The sequence below is a fragment of the Pseudomonas sp. PDM24 genome (genome assembly GCF_019218905.1).
Classification (GTDB): Bacteria; Pseudomonadota; Gammaproteobacteria; order Pseudomonadales; family Pseudomonadaceae; genus Aquipseudomonas.
On the sequence record NZ_JAHUWR010000001.1, the window covers coordinates 74,931 to 100,174 of the forward strand.

Below are 25,244 nucleotides of genomic sequence, written 5' to 3' on the forward strand. Positions count from 1 at the left end.
CTTACTGTGGCGAGGGAGCTTGCTCTCGCTCGGCTGCGCAGCAGTCGTAAAACTAGCTCATGCGATGTGTCAGGAAAAATTGGGTCGCAGGGTTTGGGGTCGCTTCGCAACCCAGCGGGAGCAAGCCCCCTCGCCACAGAAGCCCCCGTGCCCAGATGAGATCAGGGTTTATGCAGGGTTTTCTGCTTGAGGATATAAACCGTCACCAGCACTGCACTGGTCAGCATGAACCCGCGCGCCCAAGGCAGGGGCACCAGGTAGCAGGAAAGCAGGATGCTCGCCCACATCAAACCGATGGCGTAGACCTTGCCCTTGAGGGGAATGCCATTGCCGCTCAGGTAGTCGCGGACCCACGGCCCAAGCCGTGGATGTTCCACCAGCCACTGATAGAAACGCGGCGAGCTGCGGGCGAAACAGGCGGCCGCCAGCAACAGGAACGGTGTGGTGGGCAGCACCGGCAGGAAAATCCCGATCACCCCCAGCGCTACGCTCAGCCAGCCGATGGCCAGCAGCACGTAGCGCAACATCAGGGGGCGGTTGCCTATGGGGTTGTCCATAGGCAAAACCTTAGTGGTGACGTGGCTTGAGAATCGCCGGTTTTTCGTCTGGCGCGTTGCACAACAGGTACAGCGCGGTCAGGGCTTCCGGGATCTGCACGATCATGTCGTCCATCAGGTTGGCGTCGGCCGCGATGTCGGAGAATTCAGGCTGTTCGTCGAACAGACCCGAACCGACCATGATCGGCAGCAGCATTTCGCTGACTTCGTCTTCGGCGGTTTCGAACCAGGCCGCTTCGCGCAGGAACACGCCTTCCATGAAACCGATGCACCAGCCGCGCAGGTCGGAATCGTCCGGGTCGTCGCCCAGATCGAGCTCGCATGGCAGCTCGAACTCTTCGTCGGACGCCAGTTGGCGGGCGATGTGCGCCTTGAGCAGCAGCAGGGTGGATTCGATCGCCTCACGCTCGGTGTCGTCGGCGTAGTGCGGCTCTTCGGCGAAGAGCGCGTCGATCCATTCACGGTCGGGAACGCTCTCGGAACAGATCGACAGCGCGGTGAGGTAGCCGTGGGCGGCCACGTAGTCCAGCGCCTCGTCATGCAGCTCGTCGGCGTCGAGGAAGACTTGCAGGCGGGTTAGTTGCTCAGCGAAGGACATTAAAGGGCTACCTTGGGGAATATACGATGCGGGAATTCTAGGCCTTCTTGAGCGCTTGGGCCAGCCGCGCGGCATATTTGAACCCTTGTGATGGAATCTGTGGTTGGGGGCAATAGAAAACCCTGTGGGAGCGGGCTTGCTCGCGAAAGCGGTGTGTCAGGCGGCATTAATGTCGACTGACACACTGCTTTCGCGAGCAAGCCCGCTCCCACAAGGTCTGTATTGCATTGGCTTTCATGTGTCTTATCAGCGGCGCCCTTTGCAGGGGAGGGCTCGGGTATACTCGCGCGTTTTGTGATGCCCTGCTGGCGTCACGGCTGAGATATGCAGCGTCATGCAATGCGCACTTACGATTTGTCGGTGCAGCTTTCATGATTCTGAACCAGCCTTGCAGGGATGTTTCGGTGATTTTTGGAGTTTTTATGCTCGAACAGGCTCAACGCGTCCTCAAGGACATCTTCGGCTACGACAGTTTCCGTGGCCGTCAGGGTGCAATCATTGAGCGCGTGGCCAGTGGCGGCGATGCCCTGGTGCTGATGCCTACCGGGGGCGGCAAGTCCTTGTGCTTCCAGGTGCCGGCGCTGCTGCGCGAAGGCCTGGCGGTGGTGGTATCGCCGCTGATCGCGCTGATGGACGATCAGGTCGCGACCCTCGAAGAGCTGGGTGTCGCCGCGGCGGCATTGAACTCCACGCTGAGCGCTGAGCAGCAGCGTGATCTGGCGGCGCGGATCAAGCGCGGTGAGGTGAAAATGCTCTACCTGGCGCCCGAGCGTCTGGTTCAGCCACGTATGCTGGCCTTCCTGCAAAGCCTTGAAATCGCGCTGTTCGCCATCGACGAAGCGCACTGCGTGTCCCAATGGGGTCACGATTTCCGTCGGGAATACCTGCAACTGGGCCAATTGGCGGAATTGTTCCCCAGCGTCCCGCGCATCGCCCTGACCGCGACGGCCGACAAGCGCACCCGGGAAGAAATCGTCGATCGCCTGCATTTGCAGGATGCCGAGCGTTTCCTCTCGAGTTTCGACCGCCCCAATATTTTCTATCGCATCGTGCCCAAGGAACAGCCGCGCAAGCAGTTGCTGGCGTTCCTCGCCGAGCGGCGCAGCGACGCCGGCATTGTTTACTGCCTGTCGCGCAAGAAGGTTGATGAAGTAGCGGTGTTCCTCAGCGAGCAAGGTTTCCCGGCACTGCCATACCATGCCGGACTGCCCAACGACACGCGGGCCCATCACCAGAAGCGCTTCCTTAACGAGGAAGGGCTGATCATGGTCGCCACCGTGGCGTTCGGCATGGGCATCGACAAGCCTAACGTACGTTTTGTCGCGCACCTCGATTTGCCGAAGTCCCTTGAGGCCTATTACCAGGAGACCGGTCGCGGTGGTCGTGACGGCCTGCCAGCGGATGCCTGGATGGCGTACGGCCTGCAAGATGTGGTGATGCTCAAGCAGATGCTGCAAAACTCCGAAGGCGACGAGCGCCACAAGCGTCTGGAGCAGCACAAGCTCGACGCCATGCTCTCGCTCTGCGAAGAAACCCGCTGCCGCCGCCAGACCCTGCTCGCGTACTTCGACGAAGACATGCCCGAGCCCTGCGGCCACTGCGACAACTGCGTCGACGGCGTGCAGACCTGGGACGCCACCGAGCCGGCCCGTCAGGCGCTGTCGGCGATCTACCGCACCGGCCAGCGTTATGGCGTCGGTCATCTGGTTGACGTGTTGCTGGGCAAGGACAACGAAAAGGTCCGCAGCTTCGGTCATCAGCATTTGTCGGTATACGGCGTAGGCAAAGCGATGGGGGAGAGCGAATGGCGCTCCTTGTTCCGACAACTTGTTGCCCGTGGTCTGGCGGACATCGACCTCGAAGGCTACGGCGGCCTGCGCCTGAGCGATACCTGCCGGCCATTGCTCAAGGGCGAAGTGACCCTGGAACTGCGCCGCGACCTCAAGCCGCAAACCACCGCCAAAAGCAGCAAGAGCCAGGCCAGCCAACTGGTTCGCGGTGAAGAACGCGAACAGTGGGAAGCCTTGCGTGCCCTGCGTCGCAAACTGGCGGAAGAGCATGGCGTGCCGCCGTACGTCATCTTCCCCGACTCGACGCTGCTGGAAATGCTCCGCAGCCAGCCAACTTCGCTGGCGCAAATGGCCACGGTCAGCGGTGTCGGCGCGCGCAAACTGGAACGTTACGGCGAGGCCTTCCTCGAAGTGCTCGGCGGCCAGGTCGAGGCGCCGAAAGTGGTGGCCGATGTGCGTCACGAGTTGATCACGCTGGCCCGGGCCGGCATGACTCCGCTGCAGATCGCCGGTCAGCTGCAATGCTCGGAAAAGAACGTTTACACAATGCTTGCCGAGGCCATCGGCAAGCAGCAGCTATCACTGGAACAGGCGCTGGACCTGCCTGAAGAGTTGATGGGCGAAGTTCAGGACGCTTTCCTCGACGGCGAGGGCGAGTTGCCATCGGTATCAGAGATTGCCGCGCTGTTTGCGGGAAGAGTTCCGGAAGGCGTTTTGTATTGCGTTCGTGCCGCCCTGCAGTCGGAATTCGAAGTCTGAATGACCTGCGGCATAGATGTAACGATTCAGTACAGGAGCAAGCCTTGCCTATAGCCAAAGGTCATGCTTAGCTGACTAATAATTAGCTTTTCTCTATTTTCAGTCTGACCATGAGTGTTTTATGCCGTTAACCGATCAACACCGCTTTGGCATGCAACTGGCCCAGATGTCTCGGGGCTGGCGTGCCGAACTGGACCGCCGATTGGCTGGCCTGGGTCTGTCCCAGGCGCGCTGGCTGGTGCTGCTGCATTTGGCACGTTTCGAGACTGCCCCCACCCAACGCGAACTGGCGCAAAGCGTTGGCGTCGAAGGGCCCACTCTGGCCCGACTGCTCGACAGCCTGGAAAGTCAGGGCCTGGTGCAACGCCAATCCGTGCTGGAAGACCGTCGGGCAAAAAAAATCGTCCTCTGTGCCCCGGCCCGGCCCTTGATCGAACAAATTGAAACCATTGCCACTCAATTGCGCCACGAACTGTTCGAAGGCGTTGATGAGGCGGATTTGAAAGTCTGCATGCGCGTCCACGGGCACATCCTGGGTAACCTGGAAAAATCTTGAGGCATAACCACGCGCCGGACTTTTGAGATACTCCGTTGGGCAGACTATAAAGAACTACTAGGTAATATCGTGTTCGTACCGGATGTGCGAATACGTACAGGTTGGTTCAGGTTATCTAAGGGATGCTCATGCTCGAGAGTTGGCACGTTGTATTGCGGTGTTGCACCAGGCTGCTGCTGGTCGGTGGTGCTGTCACTTACTCGGCATTGGCCCCTGCGCTCGGGTTGGGTGAGATCACCCAGCATTCGGCGTTGAATCAGCCGTTCAATGCCGACATTGCTTTGGTGGACGCTGGCGGCCTGGCGGAGGGCGAGCTATCGGTCAGCCTGGCGACGGCGGACGAGTTCAGCCGTGCCGGTGTTGAGCGGGTGTTCTTCCTCAACGACCTGAAGTTCACACCGATCCTGCGGGGCAACCGCAGCCTGATCCGGGTAACCTCCAGCAAACCGGTCAAGGAACCTTTCCTGAACTTTCTGGTGCAGCTCAATCAGCCCAACGGGCGTTTGCTGCGTGAGTACACAGTGCTGATCGATCCTCCGGGGTCACCGGGCATTGTTCCCGTCAACGACGACCCCGCGCCGCGCCCTCAGTCTTCCGCGTTCCCGTCCGTCGAACCGGCTGTTGCACCGCCACCTGCTGCGAAGGCGGCGACGCCCAAGCCTGATATCGATAAACCAGCTGCCGTGCCCGGGAATGATGCTATTGCCGAACAGCTGGCCGCCAGCGTGCTGCAGAACCAACAGTTGCAAAAGACCATCGATGAACTCAATGCCAAGCTTCAGGCTCAGGACGAGCAGATCGCCGGGCAGAGAAAGCAGGTGATCGAGCTGCAAACCCAATTGGCGGAAGTCAAACAGGCACCGGTAGAGCCGGTCGTGCCCCAGGTGACGGCACCTGCGCCCGTTGTAGGGGAGGAATCTGAACCGACTCCGTGGCTGCTGATCATCGGGTTGCTGGCACTGGTGGCGTTGCTATCGCTCGCCGTCTACATTCGCCGCCAACGACAGCAGGCTCAGGCTCAGGTCCAGGCCGAGCCGTTACCTGTGCAGCCGTTGCGTCATGAACCGGTGCCCCTCCGCACGGAAGAACCGATCAGGCCGACGTCCCGGCCGCAACCGCTAGCCGGATCGGCCGAAGAGACTCCCGTAGGCGACGTGCTGGAAGGGGTGGGTATCTATCTGGCGTATGGCCGTTTGTCCGAGGCGGCCGGTTTGTTGCGAGACGCGTTGGCCAGGGAACCCCAGCGCACCGATCTGGCCGTGCAGCTGTTGGAGGTCCTTGGTAAACAGGGCGACGTGCAAGCTTATGATGCACAGGAAAGCAGCCTGCGAGACGCCGGGTTCGATGCACAGCAACTTCAGGACATCCGCGCCCGCCATCCGAAACTGATCAGCGCCGCACCGGTGATCGCCGCCGTGGCAGTGGTTCCTCCCACCCCTGCAATCCCTGAAGCGGCACCGAGCGATGAATTCCAGTTGAACCTCGATGACCTGTCGATGGATTCGAACTGGGACCTGATCAGCCCCTTCGAAAACTCATCATCCAGCGCCAAACCGTCGAATGAGCCAGCGCAGGCAGACGAGCCCGGGTTCACCTCGAACCTGCACGTGTTGCCCGATGTTTTCGAAATGCCCGAGGAGCCGACGCTGGACGAGCCCGAGCTTGAATGGATCGCCGAACCAGACGCTCAATCTCTGGACGAGACCTTTCTCAACGAGTTCAGCGACCCCGGCCAGCCGCTGGAGCTTGAGCCGCTGAGTGCTGAGTTGATGGATCTTGAACCGGCCGGGCCGAGCAACGCGGGTAAACTCGAACAGGCCCAGACCTGCATCGACGACGGCGATCTGGACAGCGCCATCGAGCTGCTTAACGAGTTACTCAAGGAAGGTGACGAACCGCTCAAGGAAACGGCCCGGACGCTGTTGGCCGGTATCCGATAACACCCTTACCCAGGTAGGAGCGAGGCTTGCCCGCGAAGAACGATAATGCGGTTGTTCTGATAAACCGCGTCATCGTTCTTCGCGGGCAAGCCTCGCTCCTACAGCATCAGGGGCAAGGCGGCTATTATGGCGACGCCCCCAGGCCCAGGAGTTTTGCCAATCATGACCGCACGTAAACCGGAAATCGTCATCACCTATTGCACGCAATGCCAATGGCTGTTGCGCGCTGCCTGGCTGGCCCAGGAACTGCTCAGTACCTTCGGCGATGACCTGGGCAAAGTGTCTCTGGTGCCCGGCACTGGCGGAGTTTTTCACATTTTCTGTGACGATGTGCAGCTCTGGGAGCGCAAGGCCGACGGTGGTTTTCCCGAGGCCAAGGTGCTCAAGCAGCGGGTCCGTGATCAGATCGATCCGGACCGCGACCTGGGTCACAACGACCGCCCTCAGTGAGACGCGGCTTCTACCGCCACGGCGCTCTTGCTTGAACTGCCGGACAACCGGCTCGAAACCACGATGGCCACGATGATCAGCACGCCGCCGATCAGCATGCGCAGCGTCGGGTTTTCATCGAACAACAGCCAGGCCAGGGTGATGCCGTAAACCGGCTCCAGAGCAAACACCACTGACGCGGTACGGGCTTTGATCACCGCCAGGCTGGCGACGAACAGGCTGTGGGCGACGCCGGTGCAGAACACCCCGAGCAGGCCGATCCACAGCCAGTCGATGGCGCGCACTTCGCTCAACTGCGGTACCGCCACCGGCAGCAGGCAGATCGCTACCACTACGTTCTGACACAGCGCAGCCTGCACCGGCGGAATTCGTCCGGAGCTGGCACGGTTGGTCAGGGACAGCAGGGCGAACAACAAGCCGGAAGCCACCGCCCACAACAGGCCAGTGGTGGCGCCGCTGGCCAGATCGAAATCCGGCGTGACCAGCACCAATCCAACACTGACCAGCACCACCAGCAGGATTTCGTTGGCGCGGATGCGCTCGCGGAAGATCAGCCCTTCGAGGATCACGGTAAACGCCGGGAAACTGGCAAACCCCAGTGTCGCGATTGCCACCCCGGCGACCTTCACCGCGATAAAGAAACTCACCCAGTGCCCGGTCAGCAGCAAGCCACTGAGCAGCAGGCGACGCAGGTCCACGGCGTCGAGTTTCTGCCAACGGGTACCGCTTGCGAACCGTGCGAAAAACGCCAGGGCGAGGACAGCAAACGCGGCACGGCCGAACACGATGATGGCCGGCGAAGCGGCGGCGAGTTTGCCGAATACGCCGGTCAGGCCGAACATCAGTGCACCGATATGCAGAGCGCCGAGGGCGGTACGGGGAGTCATTGCAATCCTTGATGAAAGTAGTGAGCGAAGCCGACGACATCCTCTCAGATACCGCGGTCTTCTGTAGCAGCTGGCGAAGCCTGCGTTCGAGCGCGAAGCGGTCGTAAAACCAGCGCATGCGCAGTGCCAGGCAAACCACATTGTTCCGATTGCGACCGCTTCGCGCTCGAACGCAGGCTTCGCCAGCTGCTACATTTAATCGCGCAGCGCTTGGTTATGTCTGTCGCCAGACTCGCGTCATTTGTCGCCAGCCTCGCGGCGCAATTTACCGGGTGAGGCGCCGAACTCACGCAACACTGCCGCGGCGAAAGCACTCTGCGAGCTGTAGCCGACCCGACAGGCGATCTCGCCAATGGGCAGCGCCGAATTGCGCAACAAGCCAACGGCAATGTGCAGCCGACGACTGCGAATGTAGTCCATCGGCGTTTGCCCGCATTCCGCCACGAACCGCGCATGCAACCGGGCACTGGACAGCCCGGCAATGCGCGCCAGATCGGCGACTTGCAGTGGATAGGCCGCGTATTGATCGATGTGCGCATTCAGCGCTGCATAGGGCAGGCGCCGACCGCCCACACTGTCGGGTTTGGCGTTGTTCAGGCTGGCCAGCAACAGCACCGCGCCTTGCTGGGCGATCAGCGGATCACTGATCTGACTGCCTGCCAGCCAACTCACCAGTTGGCTTTGCCCGGCGTCCAGCGACAGGCGCCCGGCATTGTCGAGCAAGCGGCGACTGGCTTCGGCGTGATCGCCAAGGGACTGCGAAACCCACTGGTCGCTCGGCACATCCAGCACCAGGCAACGACTGCCATGGGCGCTGTCGCAGGCATGATGCGCGCCCGACGGCACCACCACGAAACTCTGCTGCACCACCTGACTACCACGCCCTTCGACCTCGAAGTCCAGCGCGCCCGACAGCCCGAACACCAGTTGCGCGTGGTCGTGGCTGTGGACGATCAGGTCGTGGGTGTACTGGCGTAGCGTGAGGATCGGTCTCATCGCAGGTCTCCTGTGCAGGTCGCCAGTCTACACCGGGTGCGGCCCGACTCGCGCTGTCACAAGACTGACTTGCCACTGTCATGGGCAATTCACCCGACCGGCGCAAGCTTGCCAAAACTTGTCCTGAGGGTTGCCCATGACCAGCGCCGAGCTCGCCAAACCCAGCCGTAAGCAACGTGTGCGGACCTTGTGGATTTCCGATGTGCATTTGGGCACCCGGGACTGCCAGGCCGAACACCTGTCGCAATTTCTCAAGGGCTACCACACCGACAAGATCTACCTGGTCGGCGACATCATCGACGGCTGGAAACTGCGCAGCGGCATGTATTGGCCGCAAGCGCATACCAATGTGATTCGTCGCCTGCTGACCATGAGCAAGCGCGGCACAGAAGTGATCTACGTCACCGGCAACCATGACGAATTCCTGCGCCGTTATTCGAAGCTGATTTTGGGCAACATCCAGTTAGTGGACGAAGCCGTGCATGTGACCGCCGATGGCCGTCATCTGCTGGTGATTCACGGCGACCAGTTCGACGTGATCACCCGTTACCATCGCTGGCTGGCGTTTCTCGGCGACTCGGCCTACGAATTCACCCTGACGCTCAACCGCTGGCTCAACCATTGGCGTGCCCGTTATGGCTACGGCTACTGGTCGTTGTCGGCGTACCTCAAGCACAAGGTCAAGACAGCCGTCAGCTTCATCAGTGATTTTGAAGAAGCCATCGCCCACGAATGCGTCAAACGCGAGTTGCACGGGGTGGTGTGCGGGCACATTCACCATGCCGAGATTCGCAAGGTCGGCGAGGTGGATTACCTCAATTGTGGGGATTGGGTGGAGTCGTGCACGGCACTGATCGAGCATTGGGATGGCTCGATCGAGCTGTATCGGTTGGCCGATGCCCAGGCAAGGGAGGCGGAATTGAAGGCGGTGAAGGTCGCAGAGCCGGCGTGACCGATCCGACGCCTTCGCGGGCAAGCCTCGCTCCTACGGCACGATACTGTGACCGTCGCCTATCTGTAGGAGCGAGGCTTGCCCGCGAAGGGGCCCGCCCGGACACCCAGATTAATCAGGCTGGCGCGTGCTCTTCCATCGCCGCCTTGTAAATCGAATTCTTCGGCTGCGCAAACAGCCGTTCCACCATCGGCTCGAAGAAGCTCAGCGGCAGCGTGTCGTACGCTGGATCAAACGCCGCCGCATCGTACCGGGCGCAAAACTCGATGGTCGCCTGATACTGCGGATGACCGCTGAATTGCTCGCGCAAATGCCGATCCATGCCCAGGTGATGAAAAAAGTAATAACCCTGGAAAATCCCATGCTTCTCCACCATCCACAGGTTCTCGGCGCTGATGAACGGCTTGAGGATCGCCGCGGCGATGTCCGGGTGATTGTAGGAGCCCAGCGTGTCGCCGATGTCATGGAGCAGGGCGCAGACCACGTATTCTTCGTCGCGACCATCGCGCCAGGCGCGGGTGGCGGTTTGCAGGGAGTGGGTCAGACGATCCACCGGGAAACCGCCGAAATCCCCCTCCAGTAACTTCAGGTGCGCCACGATCCGTTTGGGCAATTGCCGGGCATAGGCGCTGAAATCTGCGGCGATGATCGCCCAGTCTTCCTGTGTGCCGTCCTGCATATGGGTAAAACGGGCATGGGCATTCATCGGCTATCCTCTTGTTCTGATCGAAAGGGATGTTTTGAGTGTAGGACTTGGATCCAACGCTGCATTGGCTACACAAGACGCTTTTGTGGCCCATGGAGCCTAGGGGGCGTTCTCAATTAGTTCCGGCGCGGAGGGGAAACTAATTGAGAACGCCCCCCTAGAACGGCACGCGACCCAGAATCATGTCGCGGTACATGACGAAATCGCCGAGCAGGCTGTAAAGAGGATGCTGGAAGGTGGCAGGGCGATTCTTCTCGAAGTAGAAATGCCCGACCCAAGCGAAGCTGTAACCGGCCAGCGGCAGGGCCAGCAACATCCACCAGGCGCCGTTGCCGATGGTCAGCGCCAAAATGAAAATAACCAGAGAGGTGCCGACAAAGTGCAATCGTCGACAGGTGCTGTTGCGATGTTCGCTGAGGTAATACGGGTAAAACTCAGCGAAGCTATTGAAGCGCTTGATGTTTTCCACGACTGCGATCTCTGTGGTGGCTGTGCACGCGACAAGTTGCTCTGCGGATAGCTTATTTAAGTCTAGAGTGATCATTGGTATCAGCCAGTGACAATAGGCGCCACTTTAGTATCCTTGGGTATTGGGTCGTGGCATGCGGCCATTACGTAGTAAACGCCATGAGCGAACGAACGACTTCTGCAAGCTGGGCGATGGGGATTGTCAAAGCACTGGAAATGGACGGCCTGGATTGCCGGGTTCTGTTCAAGCAGCTAGGGCTCGACTATGCGGCACTGGATGACCCGGATGCGCGCTTCCCGCAAGATTCCATGACGCGGCTCTGGCAGCGCGCGGTCGAGCTGTCCGGCAACCCGGCGATCGGCCTGAACATGGGCAAGGTGGTGCGACCGGCGTCCTTTCATGTCGCCGGTTATGCGTTGATGTCCAGCCAGACCCTGGCTGAAGGCTTTCAACGTCTGGTGCGTTATCAGCGAATCATCGCCGAAAGTGCCGACTTGAGTTTCCGATTGCTGGATGAGGGGTATGCGCTGATTCTGACGGTCCATGGCGATCACCTGCCGCCGACCCGACAGAGTGCCGAAGCATCAATGGCCTGCGCCCTGGCACTTTGCGGCTGGCTGACCGGCCGTACGCTGCAGCCGCGCAAGGTCTTGCTGCAAGGCGCTAACCCTGTTGATCTTGAACCTTATAAACAAGCCTTTCATGCCCCGTTGATGTTCAACGCGCCTTATGACGCCTTGATCTTCGAGCGCGCCGACATGGAGGCACCGCTACCCACCGCCAACGAGGCCATGGCGCGGCTGCACGACCGGTTTGCCGGCGAGTATCTGGCGCGGTTTTCCGAGAGCCGCGTGACCCACAAGGCACGGCAGGTGTTATGCCGTCTGCTGCCCCAGGGTGAACCCAAGCGTGATACGGTGGCCCAGACGCTGCACTTGTCGCAACGCACCTTGCAGCGGCGCTTGCAGGAAGAGGGCACGAGTTTTCAGACCTTGCTGGATGACACCCGACGTGAACTGGCCGAGCAATACCTGGCGCAACCGAACATGACCCTGCTGGAAATTGCCTACCTGCTGGGGTTTGCCGATCCGAGCAACTTCTTCCGCGCCTTCCGACGCTGGTTCGATTCCACGCCCGGCGAATACCGGACGCGGCTGATGGAAGCGCCCATGCGGATTAGTGACGCCAGAACGCCGGGATACACAGGACAAACACCGTAATGATCTCCAGCCGGCCCAGTAGCATACCGAACGAGAGAATCCACTTCGCGGCATCCGGCAGGCTGGCGAAGTTACCCGCCGGGCCAATCGTTTCGCCAAGCCCCGGGCCTACGCCAGACACCGTGGCGGCCGCGCCGGTCAGCGCGGTCATCCAGTCCACGCCCAGTAGCGACAGCAGCAGTGCGATGACGCAAATGGTGATGGCGAAGAAGAACGAAAAGGTCAGGATCGAGCGCACGATCTCTTCGTCGAGACGGTGGCCGTTGTATTTCTGCTTGATCACCGCGCGCGGGTGAATCAACTGGTTAAGGTTGGCCTTGAGCAGAATGTAGGCAACCTGGAAGCGAAAAATCTTGATCCCGCCAGCGGTCGAACCCGAGCAGCCGCCAACAAACCCCAGATAAAAGAACAGCATCAGTGAGAAGTTGCCCCAGAGGCTGTAATCCCCCAGTGCAAAACCGGTGGTGGTCACCACCGACGTCACGTTCAGCGCCACATGCCGCAAGGCTTCCAGCCAATGCAGCTGGGTAGTCCACCAGTACCAGGTGCCGAGCACCAGCCAGGTCACCAGCAACATACCGAGCAGCCCTTGAACCTGTTCATCCTTGATCAGTGCCCGACGGTTACCGCGTAACGTGGCGACATACAGGGTGAACGGCAGGGCACCGAGAATCATGATGACGATCGCGACCCAATGCACAGCAGGCTCCGGCCACTTGGCCAAAGACTGGTCGGAGGTCGAGAAACCACCGGTGGAAATCGCCGACATCGCGTGGTTGATCGCATCGAACGGACTCATCCCGGCCCACCAGAACGCCAGGCTGCCGAAAATGGTGATGCCGACGTAGGCCGCAACGATCAAACGCGCCACCATGTGCGAACGGGGCATGACTTTTTCGGAACGGTCCGACGACTCGGTCTGAAACAGCCGCATGCCACCGATGCGCAGCAGTGGCAGAATCGCTACCGCCATGCCGATAAAACCGATGCCACCAATCCAGTGCAGCAATGAACGCCACATCAGGATGCCGGGGGACATGTTGTCCAGGCCGTTGAGCACCGTCGCTCCAGTGGCGGTAATGCCGGACATGCTTTCGAAGAATGAGTCGGTGTAGCTGATGTGCTGGGTCAGCAGGAACGGCAGGGCGGCGAAGATGCACACCACCAGCCAGCTACTGACGGTCAGCAGGTACATGTCTCGCGGACGCAGATGGATGTGCTCGGGGCGCCCGGGTATCACCAGGGCCAGGCCGGCGACAAAGGTAATCATGCTGGCCCAAAGGAACGACGGCAGGTCGCTGGTGCGTTCGAAGATCACCAGGGTGGCCATGGGTATAACCATGGCGATGGCCAGCGTGATCAGGAAGATGCCGATGATGAAACCAATGATCCGTAAGGTCGGCAACGCCATGAAATCCGCTCGGGCTGATAGTAAGAAGGGCGCCATTCTACCTGCGGGGCAGGGCATGTAAACCGACGCCGTCGCGACAGTTGACGCTAGAATAGCCAAACATTTTCTACAGGAGGTGGCCGATGCAGGCTCTCGACGCTTTGCTCAACCGTGTTTCCGTCCCACGACTGCTTGATCCGGCACCCACTGCCGAGCAGCGCGAAGTGCTGTTTGCCGCCGCGATGCGCGCACCAGACCATGGCCACTTGCAGCCGTGGCGCTTCCTGACAGTCGAAGGCGCGGCGCGCGAGCAGATGGGCGAGTTGCTGGCCGAGGCGGCGAAGCTGCAAGACAGTGATGTGTCCGAAGCCTTGCTGGACAAGGCGCGCAACGGCCCGCTGCGTGCGCCGCTGGTGGTTGTGGTGATTGCCCGATTGCAGGACCACGCCAAGTATCCCAAGTCCGAGCAACTGTTGGCGGCCGGTTGTGCAGCTCACGGGATTTTGCTGGCCGCTTATGCGCAAGGCATTGGCGCGGTGTGGCGCACCGGTGAGCTGGCTTATTCGGCGCATGTGGCCAAAGGTTTGGGATTGGCGGAAGGGGAAGAGGTGATTGCGTTTCTTTACCTGGGCACGCCGCAGAAAGAACCGCGGGTGGCGGAGAAGGTCGATCTGGCCGAGTTTGTCAGTGCCTGGCCCGGTAAGGCCTGAAGATCAAATGCTTCGCGGGCAAGCCTCGCTCCTACAGGTAATCTGGCGATCATGTAGCCCACACAATCCTGTAGGAGCGAGGCTTGCCCGCGAAGCTTTTAAGGCTGCACCACAGCCCCCGGCACCAACGGCAATTCAAGGCTGGCAACAAATCCGCCCTCCGGATGATTGGCCAGCACCAGACTGCCGCCATGGCGCTCCGCCGCACGACGCGCAATGGCCAGCCCGAGGCCATGCCCGGCCGCTGTCTGCCCCGGTGCCCGATAGAAGGGTTCAGCCAGTTGATTCAAATGCTCGGTTTCTACGCCGGGACCGTGATCGCGCACGCTGACGACAATCCTGTCGCCCTGGCGAGACGCCTGCATTTCGATCGGTTGCCCGACCGGGTTAAAGCGCTGGGCATTGCGTAGCAGGTTGTCCACGGCACGCTCGATCATGGTCGGCCAGCCTTTGAGGTTCAGTTGTGGCTCGACCTCAAGGTGCACGTTCTGCTCGGGCGAACCCAACTGCGCATCTTTTTGCAGGGTAGTGAGCAGCGCATTGAGATCGACCTCTTCAGCACTGGCGTTGTCGGCATCGACGCGCGCCAGTACCAGGATTTCGCTGATCAACGCTTCCAGTCGATCGCATTCACGGGTCAGGCGTGGCCAGAGTTTTTCCCGCTCCTCAGGGTTGGCCCGCTCGGCCAGCGCCAACGCAATGCGCAGTCGGGCCAGAGGTGAACGCAACTCGTGAGACACGTCCCGCAGTAATTGCCGCTGGCTGCCGATCAGGCTTTGCAGGCGTGCGCCCATGCGATTGAAGTCGTTGGCCAGCACACCGAATTCATCGCGGCGGTTGGCCAGTTTCGCCAGGCTGTTTTGTTGATACGTTGTCTGCCCCAGGTCATGCACGGCGCTTCGTAAACGGCTCAGTGGTCGCGTGATGGAAAAGGTCACCAGCAAGCTGAACAGAGTCAACACCACCAGTGCGATGCCCAGTGCACTCAACGGCCAGAGCAGGCTTTCGCGGTGCCAGGCGTCCAGTTCCGGGTGCGGGACGCGATAGATCAGCAGATAGGTGTCGCCTGTCTTGGCGCTGGTGTATTCATCGGTCAGACGCCGCCATGGCAGGCGTCGATCATCGTTGTTCTGTCGTGCTTCGAAGGCCGCCGCCCGCCGTGGAAAGGTACCGCGTACCACCGGGTCACCTGCCTCGTTGAGCACTTGAACGTTGATGTGATACTGACGCTTGCGCTGTTCCAGAATGTCCTGGGCGGCTTCTTCTCCCTGGCTTTCGTAGGTTTGCGTCCACTGTTCGGCCAAGGTGTTGAGGCCAGGGTGGCGACTGAGAATCCACGCGTCCTGGTTGAGCATGTGCCCGAGCAGAATGGAAAGCCCTGCAACCAGAGCGATGGCCAGCCAGAAGCTGGCCAGAATACGCCAGAACAATGAGCGCACAGAAAATCCTCAAACAAGCACAAATCCTTGTGGGAGCGGGCTTGCTCGCGAAGGCGGTGTGTCAGTCAGCAAATGCTTTACCTGACACACCGCCTTCGCGAGCAAGCCCGCTCCCACATTAGACTGAGTGGCAACAGACCCAACGGGTTAGCCGTCGGGTCCGGGGTTAGCGCATTATTGCGCTTTTTGCGCTTGCTGCGCTTTCCAGGCCTTGAACTCGGCCCATTCAGCGCGACGCTCAGCCTTTTTCTTCTGGATCTCGTCGAATTGCTTCTGTTGATCCGGTTTCAGCAGTGCGCGAACGTCGGCTTCGGCTTTCTTGTGCTTGGCCGCCATCTCGTCTTTCAGGGCTTTCTGATCGGCTGGCGAGAGTTTTTCCAGGTACTTGTCGACCAGTTGCTGACGCTCATGCATCTGCTCGCCCATGATCTTGCGGATTTGCTCGCGCTGTTCGCGGCTCAGGTCCAGTTGGCTGTAAGGGCCTTTACCGTGCATGCCATGCATCTGACCGCCGTGGCGTGAGCCGTCCATGTGGTCACCCATGGGACCTGCGCCTTCAGGCATGGCCATGGCAACGGTCGGCAGGGCGGCAGCAAACATCAGAGCGATAAGAGTCTTGCGCATGGTGTATCTCCTTGTCTCGTTCCCGGTACGTTCCGGATGTGTGCAGATTACGCAGATCAAGGTCAGCGGCGGTCAGCGGAGCGTAAAGCTTGGGTAAAGACGATTTTCTACCTTCCTGACAATTCCAACACTTCGCCGATTTCTCTCTGACGAAACATGGCGTTCGTAGCAGCTGTCGAGCCCCAGCGAGGCTGCGTTACAGAGCCGAACGCAGCCTCGCTGGGGCTCGACAGCTGCTACAAAGGCGCGTCAGATTCAGAGGCTGTAGTAGTAACCACGACTGCGCAGGGCCACGATGCGTGGGCGACCGTCGGGGTGTGGGCCGATTTTTTTGCGCAGGTTGCTCACGTGCATGTCCAGGCTGCGGTCGTACAGGGTCAGTTTGCGACCGAGGGCGATTTGCGCCAGCTCCTGTTTATCCAGCGGTTCGCCGGGCTGCTTGAGCAGGGCTTCGAGCAGGCGGCTTTCGGAGACGGTGAGGGTGAACTCCTGTTCATCGATGCTGACCACGCCACGCACCGGGCTGAAGCACAAGTCACCCAATTCGAGCTGGCTGGAAACTGCCGTCGGATGACTGCGGCGCAACACTGCGCGCAGGCGGGCTGTCAGTTCCCGCGGGTCGCACGGTTTGGCCAGGTAATCATCGGCACCGAGTTCCAGGCCGAGGATGCGGTCCAGCGGTTCGCCACGGGCCGAAAGCATCAGCACCGGCAAATCCGGATGGTCGCTGCGCAGTTGCTTGAGCAGTTCCAGGCCACTGCCATCCGGCAGCATCACGTCCAGCACCACGGCCGCCGGGGACGTTTCAGCCAACGCACGACGCGCGCTCTGGCCATCGTGGCAGGCACGGACCTGAAAGCCTTCCTGGCTCAGCCAACTGCTCAGGAGCTCACACAGCTCCTGGTCATCATCAATTAGTAACAGCTCGCTCATCACTCACTCAATTTAGCCATTGCCGACGTTTTCTGGTTGCACCACTGGCGAAGATACCGCAGAGAAGGGCCAATAGCGCTACTGCGCCCCCAATCACGAACCATTGCTGCTGATCTGTCAGCAGGCGTGGCAGCGGGCTGCTGGCCTGAGCCTCCTTGAGTTGCAGCTTGAGGCGCTGATTCTCCTGGCGCAACCGGCTCAACTGAGCGCTTTCGCGTTCGCTATCGGTATTTTGCAGTTGTTTGTTCAGTTCTTCTCGTTGCTGTTCGCTTGCCTTCAAGCGCTGCTGCAACTCGGTGATCTGGCTGCCGGCGCTCAAGGACAGCGGCGTCGAACTACCGCCATTGGCGCTTTCTTCACCATGGGCGGGCGCCATGATCGACAACGTCACCAACATCAGACACAACGGACCTTTGCGCATCGCAACTCCTGATTCCAATACGAGTATTGGGCAGGTTGTCGGCCGGTAAACGAGAATAATGAGCGATTGAACGCGCGATGAACCGACAAGGTTCATCGCGCTGAAGGACTTTACGGCAGGACTTGCTTGAACGGCTTGACCAAAACGTTGGCGTAGACGCCTGCGGCAATGTACGGGTCGGCATCGGCCCAGGCCTGTGCGGCGCTCAGCGAATCGAATTCAGCGACGATCAGGCTGCCGGTGAAACCCGCCGCGCCCGGATCATTGCTGTCGACGGCCGGGTGCGGGCCGGCCAGTACGATGCGACCTTCGCCTTTAAGCACTTGCAGGCGCTCAAGGTGCGCAGGCCGTGCGGCCAGGCGGGCTTGCAGGGAGTTGGCGACGTCTGTGGCAATGATTGCGTAAAGCATGTCAGTCCTCGGTTTTTGGCGTGGTGGTATCAGCGTCGTGCAGGTGGCGGGACAGGTAAATGCCCTGGGCGACCAGGAACAGCAACGTCATGCCCAGGCTGCCGAAGACTTTGAAGTCGACCCAGTAGCTCTGGAAGGTGAACGCAACAAACAGGTTGGCGGCGCCGCAAAACAGGAAAAAACCGATCCAGGCGATGTTCAGACGGGTCCAGACCGGCTCCGGCAGGGTCAGTGCGTGGCCCATGATGCGTTTGATCAGCAGTTGGTCACCGATGAAGTGGCTGCCGATGAACCCGAGGGCGAACAGCCAGTTGACCACCGGGGCTTTCCATTTCAGGAAGGTCTCGCTGTGGAACGCCAGGGTCAGGCTACCGAAGACCAGGCAGGCGATGAGGGTCAGCCACTGGCTCTTCTCCAGCTTGCGCTGCTTGATGAACAGCGTGCCGTAGACCACCAGGGAGCTGATGATCAGCACGGCGGTGGCGCTGTAAATACCACCGACAGACAGTTGATAACCGCCGATATCGACGACCCGTGGATCGATTTTGAAGACGATGAAAAACAGCAGAAGCGGGATGAAGTCGATGAATTGTTTCACAGTGGCAGCCAGAAGCAGGATGTGGCGGCATAATAACAAACATATTGACGCGCGATAGCGTCAGCTGATTTGAGGTTACACAGTCCTGTGAATGTTGATTTGCACTGCCATAGCACGGCTTCCGACGGCGCCCTCGCGCCTGCGGTACTGGTTGCGCGTGCGTTCGAGAAAGGCGTGCGAGTCCTGGCCTTGACCGATCACGACACCCTTGAGGGCCTCGATGAGGCCCGTAGCGCCGCAACGGCGCTGGGGATGCAACTGGTCAATGGCGTCGAATTGTCCTGCACCTGGGGCGGGGCGACCATTCATGTTTTGGGCTACGGTTTCGACGTCAATGCGCCGCCGTTGCTCGAGGCCATCGCAACATTGCACGATGGCCGCTGGCTACGGTCCGAAGAAATAAGCCGCAAGTTGGCGTTGAAAGGCATGCCGGGGGCGCTCGACGGCGCTCGGGCCATTCAACAGGAACTGGGCGACAGCGGCAACGCGCCGGCCCGTCCGCACTTCGCCGACTGGATGGTGCGTGAAGGTTTCGTCAAGGATCGCGCCGAAGCGTTCCGCAAATGGCTGGGCGCCGGCAAACTGGGGGACGTCAAACAACACTGGCCGACCCTGGAAGACACCGTCGCAACCCTGCGCGCCGCGGGTGCCTGGGTCAGCCTGGCGCATCCCTGGCACTACGATTTCACTCGCAGCAAGCGTCGTCGCCTGATTGCCGACTATATTCAAGCAGGGGGCCACGCGATAGAAGTGGTCAATGGCCATCAACCCGCCGAGCAGGTGGGCAGTTTGGCGATTCTAGCCCGCGAGTTTGGTCTGCTGGTCAGCGCCGGCAGTGATTTTCATGGCCCTGGAGGCTGGTCCGAGATCGGTGAATATCGCCCGGTTCCGGAGGATCTGCCACCACTGTGGTGTCGATTCAAACATGACCCAATTATTGCCGTCGTCTGAACAGGTAGAGAATGTGAGTCAATTTTTCCAGATTCATCCGGAAAACCCGCAACCGCGCCTGATCAAACAGGCTGTCGAGATCATCCGCAACGGCGGGGTGGTGATTTATCCCACAGACTCTTCCTACGCCATTGGTTGCCAGATCGGCGACAAAAACGCCGTGGAGCGTGTGCGTCGGCTGCGTCAGTTGGATGAGAAGCACAACTTCGCGCTGATTTGCAGCGACCTGTCGCAGTTGGGGCTGTTTGCCAAGATCGACACCGGCACCTTCCGTGTGCTCAAGGCTCACTTGCCTGGCCCTTACACCTTCATTCTCAACGCCACCCGCGAAGTCCCGCGGCTGTTGTTGCACCCGAAAAAACGCACCATCGGCCTGCGTGTGCCAAGCCATCCGATTGCCCTGGCATTGCTGGAAGAACTCGGCGAGCCGCTGATGAGCGTGACCCTGATCATGCCAGGCGACACCGACCCGTTGAGCGATCCTTACGAAATGCGCCAGTTGCTTGAGCATCAGGTCGACCTGATCATCGACGGCGGTTTTGGCGGGATCAAGGCGTCCACCGTGATCAGCCTCGCCGACGGCGAACCGGAAATCATCCGTGTCGGTTGCGGCGACCCTGCGCCTTTCATGGCCGAGGCCTAGATGTCTGCAGTAGAACCCGTCGACAGCCAGGCCGGCGCCCAGCAAGAACTGCCTTTCGCCATGGTCTATGGCCAGGCGGTCATGGAAATGCCACTGGACCTGTACATCCCGCCGGATGCGCTCGAAGTCTTTCTTGAGGCCTTCGAAGGCCCGCTCGACTTGCTGCTGTACCTGATCCGCAAACAGAACATCAACATCCTCGACATCCCGGTGGCGGAAATCACCCGGCAGTACATGGGCTATGTCGAGTTGATGCAGTCGGTGCGCCTGGAGCTGGCCGCCGAGTACCTGGTGATGGCCGCGATGCTCGCCGAGATCAAGTCGCGGATGCTGTTACCCCGTGCCGAGACGATCGAAGACGAAGAGGACGATCCTCGCGCCGAGCTGATTCGCCGCTTGCAGGAATACGAGCGCTTCAAGGCTGCAGCCGAAGGTATTGATGGCCTGAGCCGCGTCGGCCGCGACGTGGTGGTGCCCAAGCTCGACGCCCCTGAAGCCCGGGCGCGCAAGCTGTTGCCGGATGTGAGTCTGGGAGAGTTGCTGATGTCCATGGCCGAGGTCTTGCGCCGTGGCGACATGTTCGAAAGCCACCAGGTCAGCCGTGAAGCGCTGTCCACCCGCGAGCGCATGAGCGATGTACTGGAACGGCTCAAGGGCGGCGGTTTTGTGCCTTTTGTCGAGCTGTTCACCGCTGAAGAAGGGCGCCTGGGGGTGGTGGTGACCTTTATGGCGATTCTCGAACTGGTCAAGGAATCCTTGGTCGAGCTGGTGCAGAATGAGCCGTTCGCGGCGATCCATGTCCGGGCCCGAGCCGAATAACGAGTTGAATCATGAACCTGACTGAACCCCGCGAGCTGGCGCCACTGCTTGAAGCCTTTCTGTTGGCCTCGGGAAAACCGCAATCGCTTGAACGCCTGTTCGAACTCTTCGAAGAAGGCGAGCGGCCCGAGCCCCCTGTGTTCAAGAAAGCGCTGACGATTCTGGCCAAATCCTGCGATGGCCGTGCTTTCGAGTTGAAGGAAGTCGCCTCCGGGTATCGCCTGCAGATCCGCGAAAAGTTCGCGCCGTGGGTCGGACGTTTGTGGGAAGAGCGGCCGCAACGCTATTCCCGTGCCATGCTCGAAACCATGGCCCTGATCGCCTATCGCCAGCCGATCACCCGGGGCGAGATCGAAGACGTGCGCGGCGTGGCCGTCAACAGCCATATCGTGAAAACCCTGCTGGAGCGTGAGTGGATCCGCATCGTCGGTTACCGCGACGTACCCGGCAAACCGGCGATGTTCGCCACCACCAAGGCGTTTCTCGATCACTTCAACCTGAAGAATCTCGACGACCTGCCGCCACTCGCCGAACTGCGCGAACTTGAACCCGATCCTGTGCTCGATTTTGACGACGCGCCCGTGCCTGCCAGCCTGCAGGAATTGGCTGATGCCAGCGCCGAGCCGGAAGAACCCAAGGAAGAAACCAGTTTCCACACCCTGTTGCTGGAACTGGACACCATGGAAGAGGGGCTCAAGACCGACTTCGACGATTTGTTGCGCGATGGGGCGATGACCGAGACGGAAGGGGAGTCGGTTCAACCCGAGCCTGTAACCGAAGTTGAACCTCAGGTCGAGGCTGACGCCGAAGTCGAACCAGAGCAGGAAGACGACATTCTTGGTGTCGCCGAAGCTCGCGAAAAGCTCCTGGCCGCCGTCGCCGCGCTCGAACAGCCGAAACCCGAGCCCGAATTGACCGACGAAGAAGCCGAAGCCAAGGCCCTCGCCGAAGCGATCGAAAACGAACGCCGCCTACTCGAAGACTGACACGAACCCAATGTGGGAGCGGGCTTGCTCGCGAAGGGGGCGGCACATTCAATATCGATGCTGCCTGACACAACGCCTTCGCGAGCAAGCCCGCTCCCACATTGGATCTGTATCGAATTCAAACTCGGCGGCCACCAGTCGGCGGAAATCCGGGTAACTCTTCATTCATCAGCTAGTCTCTGATGCGCGAACGTCTCCATGAGCGTATGATTCGCGACCCTTTGGCGATCTCTTCGTCAAACGACCAGCTTTCACATCTTCAGGCACAAGCCTGAACAGTCCACACCGGGAGGTGCCCAGATGAGTATCAACGACCAGAAAGACGACCAGGAAATCGGCCCAGCAGGCGAAAAGCTGCAGAAAGTCCTCGCCCGTATCGGCGTCGGCTCGCGCCGTGACGTAGAAGCCTGGATCAGCCACGGCCGCATCAAGGTCAATGGCAAAGACGCCACCCTCGGCCAGCGCGTCGACCTGCATGACGCCATCACCATCGATGGCCGGGTGATCAAGCGCGAAGAAGCCGCCGAGTCGGTACGTCGCGTGATCATGTACAACAAACCCGACGGCGAAATCTGCACCCGTAACGACCCTGAAGGTCGTCCGACCGTGTTCGACAAGATGCCGCGCCCGAAAGAAGGTCGCTGGATCAACATCGGTCGTCTGGACATCAACACCACCGGTTTGCTGATGTTCACCACCGACGGGGAATTGGCCAACCGCCTGATGCACCCCTCCTACGAAATGGACCGTGAATACGCGGTACGTGTACGTGGCGAAGTCGACGACGAGATGATTGAACGCCTGAAGGCAGGCGTGGTGCTCGAAGACGGCCCGGCCAAGTTCACCGACATCAAACAGGCTCCGGGTGGCGAAGGTTTCAACCACTGGTACCACTGCGTGGTGATGGAAGGTCGTAACCGCGAAGTCCGTCGTCTGTGGGAATCCCAGGGCCTGGTGGTCAGCCGCCTGAAGCGCGTGCGTTTCGGTCCGGTGTTCCTCAACTCCGACCTGCCGATGGGCCGCTGGCGCGAAATGAGCCAGTACGAAGTCGACATTCTCAGTGCTGAAGTCGGCCTGACCCCGGTGGCGATGCCGCAAATGAACGCCAAGAGCAAAGACAAGCTTGAGCGTATGCAGCGCAAATCGTCCCGTCCGGTGGGCAAGACCGAACGCGTGCGTACCCTGCGTCCAGCTGCGGGTTCGACCGCCGCCAGCCCGCGCGAATCCCGCGAGCCACAGATCGAAGGCGAACGCCCGGCCCGCAAGCCAGCACCACGTCAGGACGGCGAGCGCAGTCCACGCACGCCACGTCCGGCCAACGGTCGCACTGAGCGTGGCGAAGGCCGTGGCGCGCCGTCCGGTGGTCGCAGCGATCGCGGTGCGCCTGCCGGTCGTGGTACGCCCGTGGCAGACCGCCCGGCCGACACCAAGCGCCCGGCCAAGCCGGCGCCGAAGAAACGCCCAGGCATCGTCCTGGTCGACCGTGACGCGCCATCGGGCAAACGCCGCGGTGCACCAGCCGGTTCCGGCCAGCGCCCGGGCTTCGGTCGTCGCAAGCCTGAGTAATCGGTGAGCGCTGCATGAAAAACGCCATCCCTCGGGATGGCGTTTTTTTTGGGGCTGTCTTTAGTTTTGTGGTGTTTGTGAGGGCCTCTTCGCGGGCAAGCCTCGCTCCTACAAGGACACTGCTGTACCTGTAGGAGCGAGGCTTGCCCGCGAAGGCGTCGGTCCGAACACCCTTAATCTCGCTTAAAACACAAACCGCCGATCAAACAGTGGGTCATCATCCAGGGCCAACACGCCACTGGAGAAGATCAGATCCAAATGATGGCTACCCTTGGCACCTCCACCCAGACCCAGGTGCAAACCGCAATGGCGCTCCTCGAACCCGGCATTGCGCGCATACAAATCTTTCACGCCTTCGTTGGTGCCGATCCCCAGTTCCTCGATTCGCCGATTGGACGGATTGGCGTCCAGGTACTTGTTGAAGTCATGTTCCAGCCCCGGCACATCGGTGGCGATTTTGCTGATAGTAGAGTTCTCGATCCACAACTCCAGCGGTGACGCCAATACGCCGTACTTGCGGGCAAACGGAATCGTACTGAGGAAAGTCCCCATAAACTTCACCCGCCCATTAATGGCCTCGCTATGAGTAGCGATCTCGCCGGGCGCCAGGTCGAAGTTGCCGATACCGTTGATGTCGGTCCACTTCTTGATACTGCTCAAGGGTGTTTCGAACCACGACCCGTGATCATCTTTGAAGCTCAGGGTGGTGGCGTGGGACATGCGCTGGATCAAGTGGCTATTCAACCCGGCAATTCGCTGCGGGGTGACACTGAAGGTGTCGTAGAAGTAATCGCCGTAATCCTTGAACAGCAATGACTTCTTCCAGTTCTGCGCTATCACGCCCTGCAGCGCACGGACAAATTCCGGGCCGTCGGGACGCGGGTTGGGCAGGGTGGAAGAGTCGTAGAAGAAAATGTACAGATCGCTGTCGGTAATCGCCTGGGTCAGCAATTCGGTGGGTTCGAGGTCCAGACGCATCGTGCTGAAGCTGAACCGTGGGCTGTTACCGGCCTGTTCGGCGATGGCGCAGGTGTGCGCCTGGTAATCAGCGGTATGGCCGAGCAAGACCTTCGCCGGGTTGATACCGGCAACAGCAGGGTGATGTTCGAGGTAGTAAAGGAAATGCGAGATGGCGCGTTGCTTATCCATGTAGTCCTCCCTGACAAACCGAGAAAGTGGCAGGCACGACCGGCCGGATCGTGCCTGCCGGGATGTCTTACAGAGGCCACATCGCCGTGCCGAACGGAACAACCGCGTCGGCTTGCATCATTTCGACGGCAGCTTCGTGGGTCGGTGCTTCAAACCAATCGTCCAGTTGCAGTTCAGTGTCCAAGTCTTTGTCCAGTGCTTGCATGGTGAATCTCCTAGATGACTTTTAGGTAAGAACAGCGGCGTGCTTTTCACTCGTTGAAGAGCGCGTCAACGTGCCGGACGATGCAGTTCGGCAAGTCGCTGAAAACCTAGTTCACAGGGTTTTGGAATGCAAAAAAATAATTAAACAATTTTCATTTGAACTATTTATTCCGTTTTTCGAAAGCCAATTTTCTTAATAAAAAACAGAAAACTAAGTCGAGTATTTACTTAGGAAGCTTCCTATCGTCAATTTACAGTCAATGGGCTTATGGATCTGATTTGGAAAATTTACGTTACGCCTTGTCAATAAAACCTTACGAAAAGCGCTCTCAAACCCCGTGGAATGCCGCGAGGGAAAGGTCTGTAAGGAAAACCTGCCGTCAGCCGGCGAGTTTGTAGCCTTCAAGGGCTCTGGCACGCTTGTTTCGGCAGCGTATGAAGGGTGAGATGCGCCCTATGCCTGTCGTGCAGGTGCATAACAAGAAGGAGGCGCAATGTACGCCGTGACTCATCTCCATCTC

Annotated in this window: 27 protein-coding genes; 12 read left to right on the forward strand and 15 right to left on the reverse strand. The window is 59.9% G+C overall.

Translation table 11 applies throughout. The features are described 5' to 3' along the window. Positions 1-161: 161 nt before the first annotated feature. Both KW837_RS00335 and KW837_RS00340 read right to left on the reverse strand, forming a co-directional pair. Entirely contained in the window at positions 162-557 is a 396-nt protein-coding gene (locus KW837_RS00335; protein WP_008074929.1) for a YbaN family protein, read from the reverse strand. Positions 558-567: 10 nt separating this feature from the next. Beyond that, a complete protein-coding gene (locus KW837_RS00340; RefSeq protein WP_205887150.1) occupies positions 568-1,155 on the reverse strand; it encodes a YecA family protein in 588 nt (195 codons plus the stop codon). Positions 1,156-1,577: 422 nt separating this feature from the next. Between KW837_RS00340 and recQ the strand changes: the two genes are divergently transcribed. The 4 genes from recQ (at position 1,578) to KW837_RS00360 (ending at position 6,650) form a co-directional block, all read left to right on the forward strand. Then, positions 1,578-3,704 (forward strand): DNA helicase RecQ, encoded by a 2,127-nt coding sequence (gene recQ, locus KW837_RS00345; RefSeq protein WP_218394144.1) that lies wholly within the window; start codon positions 1,578-1,580, stop codon positions 3,702-3,704. Between the two features lie 121 nt (positions 3,705-3,825). Next, positions 3,826-4,260, forward strand: a complete 435-nt coding sequence (locus KW837_RS00350) for a MarR family transcriptional regulator (RefSeq protein ID WP_008074924.1) — start codon at positions 3,826-3,828, stop codon at positions 4,258-4,260. A 128-nt stretch (positions 4,261-4,388) separates the two neighbouring features. Continuing rightward, positions 4,389-6,200 (forward strand): FimV/HubP family polar landmark protein, encoded by a 1,812-nt coding sequence (locus KW837_RS00355; protein WP_218394145.1) that lies wholly within the window; start codon positions 4,389-4,391, stop codon positions 6,198-6,200. 162 nt (positions 6,201-6,362) lie between these two features. After that, complete coding sequence (locus KW837_RS00360; protein ID WP_192345668.1) at positions 6,363-6,650, forward strand: SelT/SelW/SelH family protein; 288 nt, start codon at positions 6,363-6,365, stop codon at positions 6,648-6,650. On the opposite strand, the gene KW837_RS00365 is transcribed toward KW837_RS00360, so the two are convergent. Both KW837_RS00365 and KW837_RS00370 read right to left on the reverse strand, forming a co-directional pair. Further along, positions 6,644-7,537, reverse strand: coding sequence for a DMT family transporter (locus KW837_RS00365; RefSeq protein ID WP_218394146.1), 894 nt, complete (start codon positions 7,535-7,537; stop codon positions 6,644-6,646). The two genes, KW837_RS00360 and KW837_RS00365, sit on opposite strands and share 7 nt — an antisense overlap. Positions 7,538-7,774: 237 nt before the next feature. Further along, a complete protein-coding gene (locus KW837_RS00370; protein WP_218394147.1) occupies positions 7,775-8,533 on the reverse strand; it encodes an AraC family transcriptional regulator in 759 nt (252 codons plus the stop codon). Between the two features lie 136 nt (positions 8,534-8,669). On the opposite strand from KW837_RS00370, the gene KW837_RS00375 reads away from it, so the two are divergent. Beyond that, positions 8,670-9,485 carry a UDP-2,3-diacylglucosamine diphosphatase gene (locus KW837_RS00375; RefSeq protein ID WP_218394148.1) on the forward strand — a complete coding sequence of 272 codons (816 nt, stop codon included), beginning with the start codon at positions 8,670-8,672 and terminating at the stop codon, positions 9,483-9,485. Between the two features lie 115 nt (positions 9,486-9,600). Here KW837_RS00375 and KW837_RS00380 read toward each other — a convergent pair whose 3' ends face one another. After that, positions 9,601-10,191, reverse strand: coding sequence for an HD domain-containing protein (locus tag KW837_RS00380; protein WP_218394149.1), 591 nt, complete (start codon positions 10,189-10,191; stop codon positions 9,601-9,603). A 157-nt stretch (positions 10,192-10,348) separates the two neighbouring features. Next, positions 10,349-10,660, reverse strand: a complete 312-nt coding sequence (locus KW837_RS00385; protein WP_218394150.1) for a DUF962 domain-containing protein — start codon at positions 10,658-10,660, stop codon at positions 10,349-10,351. A gap of 158 nt (positions 10,661-10,818) precedes the next feature. Here KW837_RS00385 and KW837_RS00390 point away from each other — a divergent pair, with 158 nt between their 5' ends. Further along, positions 10,819-11,880: an AraC family transcriptional regulator gene (locus KW837_RS00390; protein ID WP_218394151.1), complete on the forward strand. Its 1,062-nt coding sequence runs from the start codon at positions 10,819-10,821 to the stop codon at positions 11,878-11,880. On the opposite strand, the gene KW837_RS00395 is transcribed toward KW837_RS00390, so the two are convergent. Next, complete coding sequence (locus KW837_RS00395; protein WP_218394152.1) at positions 11,837-13,291, reverse strand: TrkH family potassium uptake protein; 1,455 nt, start codon at positions 13,289-13,291, stop codon at positions 11,837-11,839. The two genes, KW837_RS00390 and KW837_RS00395, sit on opposite strands and share 44 nt — an antisense overlap. A 122-nt stretch (positions 13,292-13,413) precedes the next feature. Between KW837_RS00395 and KW837_RS00400 the strand changes: the two genes are divergently transcribed. Next, on the forward strand, positions 13,414-13,980 hold the full coding sequence (locus KW837_RS00400) for an NAD(P)H nitroreductase (RefSeq protein WP_218394153.1): 567 nt from the start codon (positions 13,414-13,416) through the stop codon (positions 13,978-13,980). 98 nt (positions 13,981-14,078) lie between these two features. Here KW837_RS00400 and KW837_RS00405 read toward each other — a convergent pair whose 3' ends face one another. The 6 genes from KW837_RS00405 to KW837_RS00430 form a co-directional block, all read right to left on the reverse strand. Further along, complete coding sequence (locus KW837_RS00405) at positions 14,079-15,419, reverse strand: cell wall metabolism sensor histidine kinase WalK (protein WP_123495960.1); 1,341 nt, start codon at positions 15,417-15,419, stop codon at positions 14,079-14,081. Positions 15,420-15,593: 174 nt separating this feature from the next. Continuing rightward, positions 15,594-16,043: a Spy/CpxP family protein refolding chaperone gene (locus KW837_RS00410; RefSeq protein ID WP_008010983.1), complete on the reverse strand. Its 450-nt coding sequence runs from the start codon at positions 16,041-16,043 to the stop codon at positions 15,594-15,596. Between the two features lie 255 nt (positions 16,044-16,298). Further along, positions 16,299-16,976, reverse strand: a complete 678-nt coding sequence (locus KW837_RS00415) for a response regulator transcription factor (RefSeq protein ID WP_008010984.1) — start codon at positions 16,974-16,976, stop codon at positions 16,299-16,301. Positions 16,977-16,983: 7 nt separating this feature from the next. Next, complete coding sequence (locus tag KW837_RS00420) at positions 16,984-17,397, reverse strand: translation initiation factor 2 (protein ID WP_218394154.1); 414 nt, start codon at positions 17,395-17,397, stop codon at positions 16,984-16,986. A gap of 110 nt (positions 17,398-17,507) precedes the next feature. Further along, positions 17,508-17,807, reverse strand: a complete 300-nt coding sequence (locus tag KW837_RS00425; protein ID WP_008074905.1) for a YciI family protein — start codon at positions 17,805-17,807, stop codon at positions 17,508-17,510. Between the two features lies 1 nt (position 17,808). Next, positions 17,809-18,405: a septation protein A gene (locus KW837_RS00430; RefSeq protein ID WP_123495966.1), complete on the reverse strand. Its 597-nt coding sequence runs from the start codon at positions 18,403-18,405 to the stop codon at positions 17,809-17,811. A gap of 87 nt (positions 18,406-18,492) precedes the next feature. On the opposite strand from KW837_RS00430, the gene KW837_RS00435 reads away from it, so the two are divergent. The 5 genes from KW837_RS00435 (at position 18,493) to rluB (ending at position 23,370) form a co-directional block, all read left to right on the forward strand. Further along, positions 18,493-19,356, forward strand: a complete 864-nt coding sequence (locus KW837_RS00435; protein WP_218394155.1) for a PHP domain-containing protein — start codon at positions 18,493-18,495, stop codon at positions 19,354-19,356. 13 nt (positions 19,357-19,369) lie between these two features. Continuing rightward, positions 19,370-19,999, forward strand: a complete 630-nt coding sequence (locus KW837_RS00440) for an L-threonylcarbamoyladenylate synthase (protein WP_032830619.1) — start codon at positions 19,370-19,372, stop codon at positions 19,997-19,999. 60 nt (positions 20,000-20,059) lie between these two features. After that, a complete protein-coding gene (locus KW837_RS00445; protein WP_177319506.1) occupies positions 20,060-20,818 on the forward strand; it encodes a ScpA family protein in 759 nt (252 codons plus the stop codon). A gap of 11 nt (positions 20,819-20,829) precedes the next feature. Beyond that, complete coding sequence (scpB, locus tag KW837_RS00450) at positions 20,830-21,804, forward strand: SMC-Scp complex subunit ScpB (protein ID WP_218394156.1); 975 nt, start codon at positions 20,830-20,832, stop codon at positions 21,802-21,804. Positions 21,805-22,104: 300 nt separating this feature from the next. After that, positions 22,105-23,370, forward strand: coding sequence for a 23S rRNA pseudouridine(2605) synthase RluB (gene rluB, locus KW837_RS00455; RefSeq protein ID WP_192345682.1), 1,266 nt, complete (start codon positions 22,105-22,107; stop codon positions 23,368-23,370). A gap of 183 nt (positions 23,371-23,553) precedes the next feature. Here the strand turns inward: rluB and KW837_RS00460 are convergent, their stop codons facing one another. After that, on the reverse strand, positions 23,554-24,519 hold the full coding sequence (locus KW837_RS00460) for a leucyl aminopeptidase (protein WP_218394157.1): 966 nt from the start codon (positions 24,517-24,519) through the stop codon (positions 23,554-23,556). Positions 24,520-24,586: 67 nt separating this feature from the next. Continuing rightward, positions 24,587-24,724, reverse strand: a complete 138-nt coding sequence (locus tag KW837_RS00465; protein ID WP_007938535.1) for a hypothetical protein — start codon at positions 24,722-24,724, stop codon at positions 24,587-24,589. Between the last annotated feature and the right edge of the window lie 520 nt (positions 24,725-25,244).

Coding starts and splice junctions, on each gene's coding strand:
- KW837_RS00335 (WP_008074929.1), bottom strand. CDS start 557: ATGGACAACCCCATAGGCAACCGCCCCCTGATGTTGCGCTACGTGCTG.
- KW837_RS00340 (WP_205887150.1), bottom strand. CDS start 1,155: ATGTCCTTCGCTGAGCAACTAACCCGCCTGCAAGTCTTCCTCGACGCC.
- recQ (WP_218394144.1), top strand. CDS start 1,578: ATGCTCGAACAGGCTCAACGCGTCCTCAAGGACATCTTCGGCTACGAC.
- KW837_RS00350 (WP_008074924.1), top strand. CDS start 3,826: ATGCCGTTAACCGATCAACACCGCTTTGGCATGCAACTGGCCCAGATG.
- KW837_RS00355 (WP_218394145.1), top strand. CDS start 4,389: ATGCTCGAGAGTTGGCACGTTGTATTGCGGTGTTGCACCAGGCTGCTG.
- KW837_RS00360 (WP_192345668.1), top strand. CDS start 6,363: ATGACCGCACGTAAACCGGAAATCGTCATCACCTATTGCACGCAATGC.
- KW837_RS00365 (WP_218394146.1), bottom strand. CDS start 7,537: ATGACTCCCCGTACCGCCCTCGGCGCTCTGCATATCGGTGCACTGATG.
- KW837_RS00370 (WP_218394147.1), bottom strand. CDS start 8,533: ATGAGACCGATCCTCACGCTACGCCAGTACACCCACGACCTGATCGTC.
- KW837_RS00375 (WP_218394148.1), top strand. CDS start 8,670: ATGACCAGCGCCGAGCTCGCCAAACCCAGCCGTAAGCAACGTGTGCGG.
- KW837_RS00380 (WP_218394149.1), bottom strand. CDS start 10,191: ATGAATGCCCATGCCCGTTTTACCCATATGCAGGACGGCACACAGGAA.
- KW837_RS00390 (WP_218394151.1), top strand. CDS start 10,819: ATGAGCGAACGAACGACTTCTGCAAGCTGGGCGATGGGGATTGTCAAA.
- KW837_RS00395 (WP_218394152.1), bottom strand. CDS start 13,291: ATGGCGTTGCCGACCTTACGGATCATTGGTTTCATCATCGGCATCTTC.
- KW837_RS00400 (WP_218394153.1), top strand. CDS start 13,414: ATGCAGGCTCTCGACGCTTTGCTCAACCGTGTTTCCGTCCCACGACTG.
- KW837_RS00410 (WP_008010983.1), bottom strand. CDS start 16,043: ATGCGCAAGACTCTTATCGCTCTGATGTTTGCTGCCGCCCTGCCGACC.
- KW837_RS00415 (WP_008010984.1), bottom strand. CDS start 16,976: ATGAGCGAGCTGTTACTAATTGATGATGACCAGGAGCTGTGTGAGCTC.
- KW837_RS00420 (WP_218394154.1), bottom strand. CDS start 17,397: ATGCGCAAAGGTCCGTTGTGTCTGATGTTGGTGACGTTGTCGATCATG.
- KW837_RS00425 (WP_008074905.1), bottom strand. CDS start 17,807: ATGCTTTACGCAATCATTGCCACAGACGTCGCCAACTCCCTGCAAGCC.
- KW837_RS00445 (WP_177319506.1), top strand. CDS start 20,060: ATGGTCTATGGCCAGGCGGTCATGGAAATGCCACTGGACCTGTACATC.
- scpB (WP_218394156.1), top strand. CDS start 20,830: ATGAACCTGACTGAACCCCGCGAGCTGGCGCCACTGCTTGAAGCCTTT.
- rluB (WP_192345682.1), top strand. CDS start 22,105: ATGAGTATCAACGACCAGAAAGACGACCAGGAAATCGGCCCAGCAGGC.
- KW837_RS00460 (WP_218394157.1), bottom strand. CDS start 24,519: ATGGATAAGCAACGCGCCATCTCGCATTTCCTTTACTACCTCGAACAT.
- KW837_RS00465 (WP_007938535.1), bottom strand. CDS start 24,724: ATGCAAGCACTGGACAAAGACTTGGACACTGAACTGCAACTGGACGAT.